Genomic DNA, 14,133 nt, shown 5'->3' with positions numbered 1-14,133 from the left:
AGGTGTACGGGCCGGCGTCCCCCGGTTCAGACCGCCCCCAGCTTCTACCAGGCCGCTGCGACGGCCCAGCGGTGCAGGTCTCTCACCGGCTTCGGCGGTGATGCGGGCGGAGGTCTCTTCGCACTCAAGGCATGTGGCTTGCCCGGCAGCACTTCGGAGGTCCAGAGGATCGTCCCGTCCGGTGTGGTGATGACCTGGATGTTCATCCCGTGCACGAGGCGCTTCCTCCACAGTTCGTCTTCAACGGGCGACGGGCCGGTCGGCCGCCCGGCCGGATCAGGCCCGACTCGTAGGCCGCGATGACGGCCTGCACCCGGTCCCTGAGCCCCAGTTTGGCGAACAGGTTGCTGACGTGTGTCTTCACCGTGTGCTCGCTGACGACGAACGCCGCGGCGATCTCCGCGTTCGACAGGCCGCGCCCGAGCAGCGTGAGCGTCTCGCGCTCGCGGCCGGTGAGGAGATCGAGCCCGGCGGGCGCCTGCCGGGGCCGCCGGGACACCATGTCGTCGATCAGCCGGCGGGTCACGGACGGCGCGAGCAGCGAGTCCCCGGCCGCCACCACCTGAACGGCCCGCACCAGGTCGTCCCTCCGCACGTCCTTGAGCAGGAAGCCGCTCGCTCCGGCGCAGAGGGCGTCATAGACGTAGTCGTCCTGGTCGAACGTGGTCAGCATGAGGACGCGCGTGTCGGTCTGGCCGCACACCACCCGCGCCGCCTCGATCCCGTCCATCCCCGGCATCCGGATGTCGAGGAGGAGTACCTGGGGCCGGTGCGCGCGCACGGCCTTGATCGCCGCGAAGCCGTCACCCGCCTCGGCCACCACGGTGATGTCGGCCTGCGTGTCAAGGATCAGCGCGAACCCGCTGCGCACGAGCTCCTGGTCGTCGGCCACCACCACGCTGATCGTCATCCGGACACCTCCGCGAGCCCTCGCGGGAGCCGTACCGTGACCTGGAAGCCCCGGCCCGAGGGGGCGGGGCCGAAATAGGCGTGGCCGCCGCACGCCGCGGCCCGTTCCCTGATGCCGATGAGGCCCTGGCCGCCGTCGCCGACGAGCGGGCCGCAGCCGTCGTCCGTCACGGTGACCCGCAGCGCGTCCCCCTCCCACGCCAGATGGACCTCGGCCGAGCGGGCTCCGGAGTGCTTGACGACGTTGGTGAGCGACTCCTGGACGATGCGGTAGGCGGCGACCTCCACGTCGTGCGACAGCTCCAGCCGCGTCCCCGTTTCGACGAGCGTCGCCTGGGAGACCCGGTCGACCAGCTCGGGGATGCGGTCCAGCGTGGGCTGCGGCCGGAGCTCGCCCTCCGTGCCCTTGAGCAGCCCGAGCATCCGGCGCAGCTGCCCCATCGCGTCCCGGCCGCTGGCGGCGATCGCGTCGAACGCCGCCTCCGCGCGCTCTGGCCGGGTACGGACGGCTAGCGGCCCCGACTCCGCCTGCACCACCATCAGGCTGACCGCGTGGGCGAGGATGTCGTGCATGTCTCTGGCGATCCGCGCGCGCTCGTGCTGGGCCGCCCGCTCGGCGGCCAGCTCCCGCTCCCGTTCCAGCCGCATCGCCCGCTCCTGCAGCGCCAGCGACTGCTGCCTGGTCAGAACGGCCACCCGGCCCAGGGCGTAGGCAGCCACCCACGTCGCCATCCCGCGCACGTAGGTGTCCACCGAACCGGCGGCGAGCAGCATCCCCACCGCCGTGACCGCGACCGTGGCCAGCCGCAGAAGGGCCGGGGACCGGTAGGCGACCGTGTAGACCGCGACCATCCAGCCGTACCAGATCGGCTGGTTGGGGCCGTCCCCGATGATGTCGTAGAACGGGATCGCGACCAGGATGGCCAGCATCACCGTCACGGGGAATCGGCACCTCAGGAGGATGGGCAGCGAGGCCGCCAGCACGGGCAGCAGGAGCGCGGCCGGCCACGCACGGTCGGCGGATGTGAACGGCGCGAGCTGCGCGGCGAGCACGGCGACGGTCAAGCCGAGATCGACCAGGGGAGGCGGCAGCGCACGGAGTCTGTCCAGGAGCGCCATAAGGACACGTAACCACAGCGGGCGCCGGAGCACATCACCGGCGCGGGGGAGTTGCCGGCGCCGCTCTAGTCCGCGGGGGCGAGGCGATGAATCCCCGCGCACGGTGATCACAACACGGGGCCGAAGCCCGACGGTGGTGGGTATGAACCTCACTGCCAAATCCTTCGCCCTGGCTCCTGCTCTCGTCCTGGTCTACGCCGTCATCAGCCTGCTCGATCGGCTGGACGGCACACACGGACCGGGCCTGGCGTGGACGGCGGGCCATCTCGCCTTCCTCGCCGCCCTCGCGCTGTTCGTGCCGCTCGTCCTCGAGCTCGCCCGCCGGGCGCCGAACCGGCGGGCCGGGGGCGCGATCGCCGCGTTCGCGCTGGTGGGCGTGGCCGCCGGCGCCGCCCAGTTCGTCATCGACGTCGTCGTCGGGTTCGCCGCGGCCGACCGCGCCGGGATGGGCGTGCTGTTCGACCGGATCCAGGCCGTCCCGGGCGTGGAGCCCGTGATCTACACCGTCGTGCCCACGTTCTTCTACATCGGCCTCGCCGTGCTCGTCACCATGCAGGCCGCCGCCGGACGGGTCGGCTGGTGGAGCCCGGCGCTGGTCGTGGTCGGCGTCGCCGTCGTGGCCGTCAACCGGGACCTGCTGCTCCTCAGCGCGGTGCTCAACCTCGTGGGGTTGGCGCCGCTGGGCTGGCGGCCCGGACCCGCTCGCTTTTAATCCGTGGGTTCCGGGTTCGAGCCCCGGGCACCCTACCACTCCACACCCCTTCCGATTTCTCGGTTCTCGGCCGTCTCCCCGCGAAGCGAAGATGGCCGCGTTCATGCTCGTCACATGCTCTTCGGCACGCGTCCGGCACATCGGCGGGCCGATAGCGAGAGCGAATTGCACCGTTTGCGCTGTCGATCACAGCCGCCTTACCTGCACGGACCCTTCGCCCCCGTGAAGGAGGAGATCACCGCCTACGACCTGCCCGTGACCGGACGCCTGCCCGCCGATCTGAACGCCCGCTACCTGCGACTGGGCCCGAACCCGCTCGGCGTGGAGGACTGCGCCTGCCGAAAATCACATCCATGCACCTCAAGCAGGCTATGCATCGCATCCGACATTTGCTGTGAGCCATCCTGCCTGTGGACACAAATGACGAAGCGATGGCTGCTCGGTGGTTGCTCGTACGCGTTCGATCCGCCGTAAAGTTCGAGCTCGCCACGCAAGTCTGGCCCCACACCGCCGCGCCGCGATGGGAAACAAATGGCACATAGTGCCGGTGGTCAAGAACGCGTGGTTGCTCGGTGGTTGCTCGCGCTCATAATCCGTGGGTCGTGGGTTCAAGTCCCACCCTCCCTACCACGCCGACCTGCGGCTTTACACGAGCCTGTAGTCGCGTCATCTGATCGTGAGTCACGGTGAGCCACATGTGAGGCACGTCGCCTCCCGGGCCTTGCCGATCTCCCGGTTGGTCGCCCGGACCGCCCTCAGCACCAACCGCGCGGTCGCGCGGGCACTGTCGTGATACAGCTGCGGCAACACCGAGATGTAGGTGCCGGCGGTCAGCACGATGCGCGCATGCCCCAGCGTGCCCTGCACCACCTTCAACTCCGTGCCCGACGCCAGCGCCAACGTCGCAGCTCCGTGCCGCAGATCGTGTAGCCGCACCGGCGGCAGCCCGCTCGCGGTCACCAGCTTGTGGAAGCGGTGCGTGAGATAGCTCGGCTGCACCGGCGCTCCGCTCCCCAGGGTAAAGATCGGGCTGGTCGGTGACCACCGCTCCCCCGGCAGCCGGCGCTGCGCACGCTCGTGCCGGCGCAGGAGCCGCACGGTCTCCGGATCGAGTGCCAACGTTCGCCGGCTGGCCGCGCTCTTCGGCTCGCACAAGACCAGCCCGTCGTCGGTCTGCACCATCTGATGGCCGATGGTGAGCTCGCGCTGCTCCAGATCGACATCCACCCAGCGCAGCCCGGCCACCTCCCCGCGTCGCAACCCACGCAAGGCCACCAGCCACCACAGCACGAACAGCGAGTCCTCCCGCGCGAAGCGCAGAAAGGCAGCCAACTGCTCGACCGTCCACACCACCACCGGCGGACGCTCTCCCCCGCGCCGCCAGGCCGCCTCCCGACGAGCCGTCCACACCACGGGATGCCCGCGCACCGGCGACGGCAACCGAACGCCCTGCGCCGGATTGACGGCGATCAGGTCCTCACGCACCGCGTGGTTCAGCGCCGCCCGCAGCGTCGCCCGGATCCGCTCCAAGGTGGATGCGCTGATCGGCTGGCCGTACCGATTCCGCCGCCGTCCCAGGGCCACGAACATCCGCGTCACGTCCCGCCGCGACAACTCCGCCAGCTTGACCCGGCCCAGGTACGGGATCAGATGCAACCGTACGTGATCCCGATAGGCCCGGTGCGTGGTCGGCCGCAACCGCGACTCCACCACCGACAACCAGTACCGCAACCACTGCCCCACCGTGCACCCAGCAGAGAGCGGCCCCTCTTTCTCCGCCAGCAGCAGTTCACCGCCCGCACACCGCGCCGCCTCCGCGCTTGCGAAGCCACCGCGCCGAACCCGCTCCCGCCGACCCGACGCCCCCAAAACCTGGACCGCGAAATACCAGCTCCCATGCCCCACCTCGGCCAAACGGCCACAGCGACCACCTAACCGCCTGCCGCTGACCTCGTCGCTGCACCCGCACCGCTTGTAAACCACGCAATGCATCACACGTGCAGGCTCGGGAGAGCCTGCACGTGTGGCCATGTCCGCTTGAGGACGGGGTTTCGTAGCCGATGTCTGGCGTGTGCGTCGCCGGGCGACCGCCGTGTTTCTACTGAGGACCGCGAGACGCTGCGGCAACTGTGCGCACCGTGCCCATTGCACTCAACTCGAACACACGGAGGGCCAATCGTGATCCTCGGCTGACGAACACCGCGGCGCTGCCGGCGACAAGGTCCTCCGAGATCATCCCCAACTGCACTTACAAGGTGTACCAGGACGCTTCACGTGGCATCGCCCTGGTACCCGGGGACAAGGCCGGTCAGCGGAAGTCGGAGATGCGCAGGACCGCCAGCATGTCCGTCGCTCGGGAGCCGGTCGAGAAGGATGCCTCAGCACCGACCCAGCCGCGGAAGGCTCCGGTGTCGTCGATGATCTGCATGAGCGGTTTGACATGGGAGTTGCCGGTGTAGCAGAACTCGTCCCGCTCCATCGCCAGGCAGGTGCACCAGTGCCACAGCGTGTCGCGGCGGTCGGACTTGGAGATCATCGTCAGGTAGTACTGGATGGAGGTGATGTTGGCGCTCGTTCCGCCACCGTACTTGGGGCAGCCGCCCTCCTTCTTGCAGGCGCTGTTCGAGGAGGGCTGCAGGTAGGTCAGGCACGAGGTGGTGGCGGAGCAGGCGCGGAAGGAGGACAGGCCGAACGGCTGGTTGTCGGAGGTGACGAGCTTACCGCTCGCCCAGCTCCTCAGGTCCTGCCTGAGCGAGCCGGGGAACGCCTTCACCGAGCTCATCGCGCGGCGCGTGCTGATCGCGGCGTTGCTGCCGTAGCCGTACCCGTTCGTGGCCAAGGTGCTCTGCTTGAGGTCCAGGCGGGCCAGCTTGCCGTCAGGCGAGGTCCGCACGTACCACTGCTCCGTCCACGTCTGGGCGATCTTCCACCGGATGGTGAGCACGTCCCCTGACATGGTGTACGTCCCGGTGCGGCTCTCGTCGGGGGCCCCGGTGAAGCCCCCGGCGGTCAGCACCTCGCAGGTGCGAGGCCGCGACTGCTTGCCACCCGCCTTGGTGCTGCAGCTCGAGTCGGGGACGGTGCCGGTGCGCTGCCTTGCCTGGGGATGACGCTGCCACCACAGGTACATGGAGGCGCTCACCGTGCCGTTCGCGGCGAAGCGGTAGTTGCCCAGGCGTAGCCAGTTCTGCTGGGAGGCGGCCTTCAGGTGCCCCTGTGAGATGACGAAGGTGGTCTTGCCGCCCGGCAACGACGCGGCGGAAACCGCGGCCGTGGCGGGTTGTGCGGGCAGGATGGTGATGGCGAGTATGAAGGACAGAATTGCCGCTGCGGTACGCATGTAGAAGCTCCGGAAGGCTTACGGACTTGGCCGATCGTCAACGCGCCACCATATCGGCCAGGACCGGAAACGTCTTCAAAACCGAACATAGAGTTACCTTGCGTGTGGTCACCGGCGCGTTCACCCCTGTGTCAAGGTGATGAACCAGCGGCGAGACAGAGCTGTTCGCCGCGGCGATGAACGGCCAGCGCGGCCCCGGCACTGCGCCTGCCGAAAATCACGTCCATGCACGCCAAGCAGACCATGCATCGCGTCCGAGGGCTGCTGCGAGCCATCCTGCCTGCGGACGCAAATGACCAGGCGATGGCTGCTCGGTGGTTGCTCGCGCACGTTCGATCCGCCGTGAAATTCGAGCTCACCACGCAAGCCCGGCCCCAGACAGCCGCGCCGAGAGGGGGAACAAATGGCTGGTAGTGCCGATGGTCAAGAACGCATGGTTGCTCGGTGGTTGCTCGCGTGTACGCGATACAGCACGGCACGCGTCAACACAGACCGACACTACGACGGGGATAATCCCAGCCACGGCAATACAAAACAGCACTCCGTGACACTGAGCGACATCAACCGAGGATTCTCATAATCCGTGGGTCGTGGGTTCAAGTCCCACCCGCCCTACCACGCCGACCTGCGGCTTCACGCGGATCCGTAGTCGCGTCATCTGATCGTGAGTCACGGTGAGCCATAGGTGAGTGACGCCCCGCCCGTATCTTGCCGACCTTCCGGGAGGTCGCCCGCACCGCCTTCAGCACCAGCCGCGCGGGCATCCGGGCACTGTCGTGATACAGGTGCGGCAGCACCGACACGTAGGTGTCGGCGGTCAGCACGATGCCGGCATGCCTCAGCGTGCGCTGCACCACCTTGAGCTCGGTACGCGACGCCAACACTTTCGTGACGTGCCGACGATCCGACGGCACGACCCATGCCACGGAGCCGTCCGCCGTATCAGGTCGCCCTGCCGGTCCAGCGCCCCGCGACGGCATCTGAAGCGGGGGTGCACGCGTCCTCGCGCAGCGGCATGCCATCACCCCGCCCAGGAACCGACGGTGCCGTGCCACGCCGTGTCACAACCGGCACAGGAGAAGGAATTATGCCGCGTCTGCGAGCAAAAGCGCTGATCAGGCACGCGCAACAACGTCAAAAAGGCTTCACGCGCGCGACCGATCCAGCATCCTGGGCATGACCAGAAACTGCCCTGAGCAGAGCCCTCACTCCCTGGTCCCCCCGCTTTCCTTTGAAGAGGTCTCGTGACTCGGTATGCCATCGACCGTGCCCACAACACGCTTCTCGCGCAGTGGAGCACCGGCATCGGCGACACCGCCACCGTCGTGGCCCGGCTGACCCACGACCAGCTCCACCACAACACCCGCCGGCTCGCCGCGGAGCTGACCCGCCTGTCCCACCTCTGCTGGCGCTCCTACACCCACCCCGCCACCGCCGCCGACCGGCACAGCCCCCATAGCCTCGGCTGGCAACGGCAACAGGAACGCGACGCCTTCACCACCATCCTCCCCACCCTGAGCGCCACCACCCGGCCCATCGACCAGCCGATCGCCACCAAGGTCGAGCAAGCCGCACACGCCCTCGCCCGCACCCTGCGCGCACTCGGCGCCTCCCAGCTCACCACGCACGTCAGCACCGATGTCGCCGCCGAACTGGCCGCCATCGAACAGGCCGAACGCGGCGACCTGTCCAACCGCGCCCAGCAAGCCGTCGCCCTCAGCCGCGAAGACGCCTCACCCCTGCAGATCTCCCAAGCCGACCGCCTGCTGCGCGACAACTGCTTCGGCAGCCAGGACCTGTTCACGCAGGTCGACCCCACCGCAGCCGCCATCGCCGCCGCCCACTGGTTCTACGCCGCCCTCACCATCACCGCCCAGCACACCGGCATGCACCCGATCCAGGTGGTCGCCAGCGCCGAGCAATACGACAAACCTCTCGCCATCGAAAGCCTCACCGACATCACCCAAGCCATGAACGCCGGCGCCCGAACCCGGCACGTGGTCATGCCCCTCATCCGCAACGCCCTCCACATCGCCGACGGCCACCTGCGCGGCATCCTCGAAGTCCAACACCGCATCACCGCCGCCCACGAACTCATCAGCAAGGCGCACACCGACCACCCCGGACTCGATCTCAGCCCCGACACCCTCTACCTGCCCCTCACCTCCCTCGACCCCGCCCGGCCCGCTCCCGACCTCCTCGACAACCTGCTCCACGGCATCCACACCTGCTGGCAGCTCTACCTGCACCACGCCGACCCCCAACGCCCCACCCCCGCAAGCATCGACAATGCACGGCAACAACAACTCCGCCAAGCATTCCTCGCCGCGACCCGAGAAGAAGCAGCCGCTCGAAGCGAACGACTGCTGTAGCAGACAGGGAGCACGCCGACCCGGATAGGGCGCCGGTGAAACTGGATGCCAGCACTGAGTTGCAGGTCAAGCGGTAAGTCCCCGGGAAGAACTACAGCAGGTAACGCGCCGACAGGAATGTGGGTACGCGAGGATTGGTCGGCTTGGCCCACTTCGGATGGGGCCACCGCGTACCTCATTCCCGTGGCGCGGGCTTGTCGTCGCTCCAGCCGATGGCTTCGCATGAGGGGGCGTTCACGAGTGCACTTGAGCTGGGGCTAATGAGGAAGTGGAAAGATCGCTTCCCGACTCTGCGAGGTTGTGCGATCAGACGGCGAAGCGGCGTTCTCCGTGTCCTCACAGGCGTGGCCGAACACGCGCTACGGCCGGTCCCCCGGCCGATCGACAACCTGGCTCTCCATGTTCGCGGTCCACACCGTCGGCGTGCCTGCTCTGACCGTCATCTTGCTGATTGGGAACGTGCGATCGGCGACGGTCTCGCCATACGTCCCCAAGAACCGGTAGTCCTGCGCGCTCACAATGATCTCGAAGCGCTCCCAGGCTCCCGTGTAGTCGAACGCGACCCCATGGCGGCCTGCCGCGTCGATCGCGTCCTGCTTGACCGAAACCCCCTGGATCATGGGCAGCGCCCGGAACAACGCGGCCCGCACGTCGGCGACCAACGGCTGCTCGCCCAGCAACTGGGAGATCGTCCGGAAGATCCGCTCCTGTCTGGTCGCGTCGGCGTCGTCGAACTCCGTCACGGGAGTCGCATCGACGCTCGCCCCGATCCTGGCGATCATTTCCTCGGGGGTGACCGGCGCCCTGGCCAGGTCCGCGCCCGTGACGCCGGGGCCGTACTCCTCCGTGACGAGCTTGCCCCGTCCGTCGTCCAACGCCAGTTGCTTGCCGTCCAAGCTGTGCCACGTCTCAAGGGTCATGCGCTTGCCGCGATCCACCTCGGGCTCCGGCTCCTTGCGGAGCGGGGCGATCGTCTGCTTCACGTACAGCCAGCGGCCCGGCGACGGCGTGATCTCGTACGGGTCGGTCTCGGCGCTCCTGGCCGCCTTGTTGCCGAGCTCCTGAACGCCGGCGACCGGGGTGGTGGCAGGTTGTTCATCGCCGCGTACCGCGAGGACGCCCGCCCCGACGGCCAGCGCGAGCGACGCGGCCAGCGCCAGACGCCAGGCCAGGCGCGGCCCGCGCCGCCTCGGCGGGGGCATCGGCGACATGGGGGCCGGCTCACGGGTGGCCTGCAGCAACCGGGTGCGCGCCGCCGCCTTCGCCTCGCCGGTGATCGCCGGGGTGGCCTCGAGGAACCGTCCGAACTCGTCCATCATGCGTCCTCTCTCGTGTGATAGCCGGTGCCGAGGGCGGCCCGCGCCTGTTTGCGGGCCCGGTGCAGGCGCGAGCGCACGGTCCCGATCGGGATTTCGAGCGCCTGCGCCACCTCGTCGTAGGCCAGTTCTGCCAACGCCACCAGCAGCAGCACGTCGCGATCACCGCTGGCCAGGCCCGTCAGCGCCCCTGCCAGCCGACGGTCCTCGGCCTGCGCGGCCACGCGCCCGATCACCGCGTCGGCCATCGACTCAGGCGGCGGCTCCGCACCGGTACGCGCCAGCGCCCGCAGGAACCGCTCCTCATCGCGCCGCTGCCTGGCGATGAGGTTGGTCGCGATGCCGTACAGCCACGGCCTGGCCAGCGACTGCGCGTGATCGTAGGAGGCGCGGCAGCGGAAGGCGGTCAGGAACGTCTCCGCCGCGATGTCGTCGGCGGCCTGCACGCCCAGCCTCCGCGCGACATAGCGGTGGATCTGCTCGACATAGCGGTCGAACACGCCGGCGAACTGCTCCGGGTCGTCGATTGACCGGCGGATGAGCTCGGCGTCGTCCGCCTCGACCAGCTCCTCCGGTGGGGTTCGTGTCATGCCTGCTGTTTCCCGATGGGCCGGATCGAGTTCTCGACGGCCGTGAGCCCGGTGCGTGAACCCGTCCGGGGCCTGCGGGCAACAGCGGGCCAGACGATCTTCCCGCGCCCGAGAGGCTCACGATGACCTTACGCAATGCGCTCATGGCCGCCCTGTCGGTGGGAGCCGTCGTTGCCGCCCCAGGCGGCGTTGGGGTGAGCGGTAGCGCCCGGCACGCGAATGCGGCTGTCGGCGTGCGCGATGACGGACAGGATGTACTGTCGCCGCCCGTCCAAGGTGACGGTGTCGACGGAATCGCAGGCCGGCAGCGCCTCAGCTGGTGAGCGCACGAAGTCGGGCCCATGTGGACCCGCCGATATCCCCATGCCAGGTTCTCGCGAACCAGGCGCAGGATGAGCACGCGAATGGAGCGCACGGTTCGTGACGGTCAGGTAGGTCAGGCGGCCGCACGCGTTCCCCTCTCCTGGTGGTCTGGGGCTGCACACCCAGGAGGAGGACTAGGAAGAGGAGCGGGCCCGGCGAGACCTGCACGATCGTCTTCGTCCGCGGTCGAGGACCGCGGCCGGCGGGGTTCGCGTGCCGGGGAGCTCCGTCTCCTGAGGCATGGTGCGGATCCCGACGGGCTCAGCCGATGCCTTCGCGAGCTGGGCCTCGATCCGGCCGCCGACGACGACCACGTCGATCACCCCGTCGCGGTGGCCCTGGCGGTCGCGAGAAGGATCGCCGGAGGCGTGATCGCCACGCAGCGCCTGCGTCGTCCCGTTCCCGGGGTGGTTGTAGCCGGGGGCTCTTTCTGACCTGTCAGGGGCGGAAGTGGCTGGTCAAGTGCTGCCGGCCGGGTGGCGGCAGGGTCCGTGGCCGGTGTGGGAAGGCCGGCGGAAGTGGACCGGAAAAGGGTCGTCCTATGCTCACTCGCCCCCGCGGCCTGGCCAGCCGATCTACGATTTGGAGCATTATGCGACGAAGAATACCCATCCTCGCCACCGCCTTCATGATGTTGGCGACGGTCTTACCGTTATCGGCGACCCAGGTGGCCGGCGCCGCGGACGACGAAGGGAAGCGTGGCATCGCCTGGGGACCGTGTGAGGAGGAGCCCACCGTCGAGTGCGGCACGCTGACCGTGCCGATCGACTGGTCCAAGCCGTACGAGGCCACCGTGAAACTGGCGCTGGCGCGGCGTAAAGCCACCGATCCGTCCGCACGGATCGGCTCCTTGCTGACCAACCCGGGTGGGCCCGGCAACTCCGGGGTGAATGACATCCTGCGGCCGTCCGGGTTCAGCGAGGACGTTCAGCGGCGGTTCGACATCGTCGGCTACGACCCCCGGGGCGTGGCTCGCAGCGGCTCGACGACCTGTGCGGCGTCGGTGTACAACGAGATGCCGTACCCGGTGATGACCAGCCAGGCCGACTACGACAAGTGGGTGGCCTTCAACGCGAAGCTGCACGCCGACTGCCGTAAGCGGACCGGCCCGCTGTACGACCACCTCGACTCGGCCAACGTGGCGCGCGACATGGACGCCATCCGGGCCGCGCTGGGCGAGGACAAGCTGACCTCCTACGGCGTGTCGTACGGCACGCTGGCCCAGCAGATGTACGCCGAGATGTACCCGAACCGGATCCGGGCCATGGTGCTGGACAGCAACATGGACCACAGCCTGAACGTCAGGGACTTCCAGGTGACCGAGGCGGCCACCGTCCAGGACAGCTTCGACGAATTCGTCGCCTGGTGCGAGCGGGACACCGACTGCGTCCTGCACGGCCGCGACATCAAGGCGCTGTGGAAGGGGCTGCTGGAGAAGGCGGACCGCGGCGAGCTGTACTGGCCGGGCTTCACCGACCGCCCGGTGAGTGCGCACAACCTGCTGTGGCTGGGCGTGGTGCTCAACGAGGCGCCGGCCTGGCGGCAGGAGGCCAAGGTGCTGCTCGCCCTGGGCGGCGGGCCGGTACCGGACGACATGGGCAACCCGCCCGGCAACGGGCCCGTGGACGGTGAGTTCGCCGAACTGCCGACCGCGATCCTCTGCCAGGACTGGAACCTGTCGCTGCGCGGCTACGACGAGTACGCCGACGTGATGCGCGTCTCCAACGCGGTGGCGCCCGACCTGCGCTACAACCCGATGCCGATGGGCGACATGCCGCTCTGCCAGGGCCGCCAGGTCCCGGTCAACAACCCGCAGCATCGGCTGCGGTACACCGGGAGCACGCCGCTGCTGGTGGGCACTTCCATGCACGACCCGGACACGCCGTACGAGTGGTCGGCCAACGTGGCCCGCCAGCTCGGCGCCAAGGCCACGCTGCTCACGTACGAGGGCTGGGGCCACGGCGTCTACGGCATGACCGAGTGCACCACGGAAGCGATGGACGACTACCTGATCTCGCTGACCGTGCCCGCGCGGAGCGCCCGCTGCCCGGCGGAGGAGCCGCAGGGCTGAAACCGGACGGTGCCGGGCTGACACCCAGCAACCCGGACGGTGCCGGGCTGACATCCATCAGCCCGGCACCGTGCTGGAAAAACAGTTGGACGTGACCGCGTACCGCTGATAGGTTCCTCGGACCGTGACAAGCACGCCAGGAGGTGAGACCCATGAACGCTGGATCGATGTGGGTGCTCCCCCCGTCGTCACGGTCAGGCGATTGACATAGGTGTCGCCTGGGAGCGCCGCAAAAGGGCAATCCCGGAAGGCAACATCTTATGGAATCTATGCATCTCACCGCCCGTACCGACGGGCAAGCCGTGACGATCGAACGCGTCGCCGACGGCTCCTGGCACGCCGTGGAGGACGACCAGGTGGTCGGCCACGGCGACATCTCAGGCAGGCCCGACGGGCGGATGTTCGTCAGCATCGACGCCTGGCACTGCGCCGTCTTCGACCGGCTCGCCGGCGCCATGCTGGCGGAGCTGCCGAGGCCGCTGTACACACTGGTCGGCGAGGACGACCTCGACCTGACCTCGCATTGGGAACGGGCCGGGTTCACGACGCGGCGGCGCGAGTGGGAGTGCCTCGTGCCGACCAACCCGGGTCTCACTGGGCTCGGCCCGGCGCTCCCGCCGCCGGGAGTGACGATCGGGCCGGCGGAGGAGCGCCCGCTGCGGGCGCTGGACCGCGTGATCCGCGACGAGGTCGAGGCCGCCGTCGGCTGGCGGGAAATGCCGGCCGAGGTGCTGCCCCGCCCGGCCGCGCCGGACCTGTCGAGGTACACGGTGGCGGCGGAGGCCGGCGAATACGTGGGGTTCGTCCGGCTGGCGGCGGTCACCAGGCAGCCGCGCATCGGGCTGGTCGCCGTACGATCCGACTGCCGGCGCCGCGGGATCGGGCGGGCGCTGCTCGCCCGCGTACTGGATGACCTGCACCGCCGCGGGATCGAGGCGGCGTCGGCCGAGGTGAACGAGTCCAACACGGCGGCCATGGCACTGTTCGAGGCCATAGGCGCCCGCCGTACGGGCAGCAATCTGGAACTGGTGTTGGAAGGAAGTGAACGACATGGCTAGGGCAGCAGGCGGCATAGAAATGGAAGGCACCGTCACCGAGTGCCTGCGCAACGCCACCTTCAGGGTGGAGTTGGAGAACGGGCACAAGGTGCTGGCCCACATCAGCGGGAAGATCCGCAAGAACTACATCAAGATCCTCCCCTTCGACCGGGTGCTGGTGGAGCTCAGCCCGTACGACCTGACCCGCGGCCGGATCCTCTACCGCTACCGCAACTAGGCGATGTCGCGGTCGCTCGCGGCGGATCACTTCCAGGCAGGCGGTCCTGGTCGCGTACGCTGCCGT

At 68.9% G+C, this 14,133-nt stretch carries 12 protein-coding genes and 1 pseudogene; 6 read left to right on the top strand and 7 right to left on the bottom strand.

Translation table 11 applies throughout. The features are described 5' to 3' along the window. Positions 1-119: 119 nt before the first annotated feature. The 3 genes and pseudogenes from ABZS69_RS44125 to ABZS69_RS44115 form a co-directional block, all read right to left on the bottom strand. Positions 120-212: pseudogene (locus tag ABZS69_RS44125) on the bottom strand (IS5/IS1182 family transposase); the annotation flags it as partial. Continuing rightward, positions 203-910: a response regulator transcription factor gene (locus ABZS69_RS44120; RefSeq protein WP_355383473.1), complete on the bottom strand. Its 708-nt coding sequence runs from the start codon at positions 908-910 to the stop codon at positions 203-205. The pseudogene ABZS69_RS44125 and the gene ABZS69_RS44120, both read right to left, overlap by 10 nt. Continuing rightward, a complete protein-coding gene (locus ABZS69_RS44115; RefSeq protein WP_355383470.1) occupies positions 907-2,028 on the bottom strand; it encodes a histidine kinase in 1,122 nt (373 codons plus the stop codon). The genes ABZS69_RS44120 and ABZS69_RS44115 overlap by 4 nt, the downstream gene beginning before the upstream one ends. 142 nt (positions 2,029-2,170) lie before the next feature. Between ABZS69_RS44115 and ABZS69_RS44110 the strand changes: the two genes are divergently transcribed. Beyond that, the gene (locus ABZS69_RS44110) at positions 2,171-2,740 is read left to right on the top strand and encodes a hypothetical protein (protein WP_355383467.1); all 570 of its coding nucleotides are present in this window, start codon (positions 2,171-2,173) and stop codon (positions 2,738-2,740) included. A gap of 222 nt (positions 2,741-2,962) precedes the next feature. After that, the gene (locus ABZS69_RS44105; protein ID WP_355383465.1) at positions 2,963-3,214 is read left to right on the top strand and encodes a hypothetical protein; all 252 of its coding nucleotides are present in this window, start codon (positions 2,963-2,965) and stop codon (positions 3,212-3,214) included. Positions 3,215-3,421: 207 nt separating this feature from the next. On the opposite strand, the gene ABZS69_RS44100 is transcribed toward ABZS69_RS44105, so the two are convergent. Continuing rightward, the gene (locus ABZS69_RS44100; protein ID WP_355383843.1) at positions 3,422-4,645 is read right to left on the bottom strand and encodes a site-specific integrase; all 1,224 of its coding nucleotides are present in this window, start codon (positions 4,643-4,645) and stop codon (positions 3,422-3,424) included. Positions 4,646-5,048: 403 nt separating this feature from the next. After that, positions 5,049-6,080, bottom strand: a complete 1,032-nt coding sequence (locus ABZS69_RS44095; RefSeq protein ID WP_329581256.1) for a hypothetical protein — start codon at positions 6,078-6,080, stop codon at positions 5,049-5,051. 1,244 nt (positions 6,081-7,324) lie between these two features. Here ABZS69_RS44095 and ABZS69_RS44090 point away from each other — a divergent pair. Further along, positions 7,325-8,452, top strand: a complete 1,128-nt coding sequence (locus tag ABZS69_RS44090) for a hypothetical protein (protein WP_355383461.1) — start codon at positions 7,325-7,327, stop codon at positions 8,450-8,452. Positions 8,453-8,811: 359 nt separating this feature from the next. Here ABZS69_RS44090 and ABZS69_RS44085 read toward each other — a convergent pair whose 3' ends face one another. Both ABZS69_RS44085 and ABZS69_RS44080 read right to left on the bottom strand, forming a co-directional pair. Beyond that, positions 8,812-9,771, bottom strand: a complete 960-nt coding sequence (locus ABZS69_RS44085) for a CU044_5270 family protein (protein ID WP_355383459.1) — start codon at positions 9,769-9,771, stop codon at positions 8,812-8,814. Further along, positions 9,768-10,358, bottom strand: a complete 591-nt coding sequence (locus tag ABZS69_RS44080; protein ID WP_355383456.1) for an RNA polymerase sigma factor — start codon at positions 10,356-10,358, stop codon at positions 9,768-9,770. Before ABZS69_RS44080 ends, ABZS69_RS44085 begins: the two co-directional genes overlap by 4 nt. Before the next feature lie 955 nt (positions 10,359-11,313). On the opposite strand from ABZS69_RS44080, the gene ABZS69_RS44075 reads away from it, so the two are divergent. From ABZS69_RS44075 to infA, 3 genes are all read left to right on the top strand, one after another. After that, the gene (locus ABZS69_RS44075) at positions 11,314-12,792 is read left to right on the top strand and encodes an alpha/beta fold hydrolase (protein ID WP_355383453.1); all 1,479 of its coding nucleotides are present in this window, start codon (positions 11,314-11,316) and stop codon (positions 12,790-12,792) included. Between the two features lie 269 nt (positions 12,793-13,061). Beyond that, positions 13,062-13,850, top strand: coding sequence for a GNAT family N-acetyltransferase (locus tag ABZS69_RS44070; protein WP_355383450.1), 789 nt, complete (start codon positions 13,062-13,064; stop codon positions 13,848-13,850). Next, positions 13,843-14,067 (top strand): translation initiation factor IF-1, encoded by a 225-nt coding sequence (gene infA / locus ABZS69_RS44065; RefSeq protein WP_355383447.1) that lies wholly within the window; start codon positions 13,843-13,845, stop codon positions 14,065-14,067. The genes ABZS69_RS44070 and infA overlap by 8 nt, the downstream gene beginning before the upstream one ends. Positions 14,068-14,133: the final 66 nt, after the last annotated feature.

This window comes from Nonomuraea sp. NPDC005650 (genome assembly GCF_040605375.1).
GTDB lineage: Bacteria > Actinomycetota > Actinomycetes > Streptosporangiales > Streptosporangiaceae > Nonomuraea.
The sequence above is the reverse complement of the archived record's forward strand: the minus strand, read 5'-3'. Positions and strand labels throughout refer to the sequence as shown.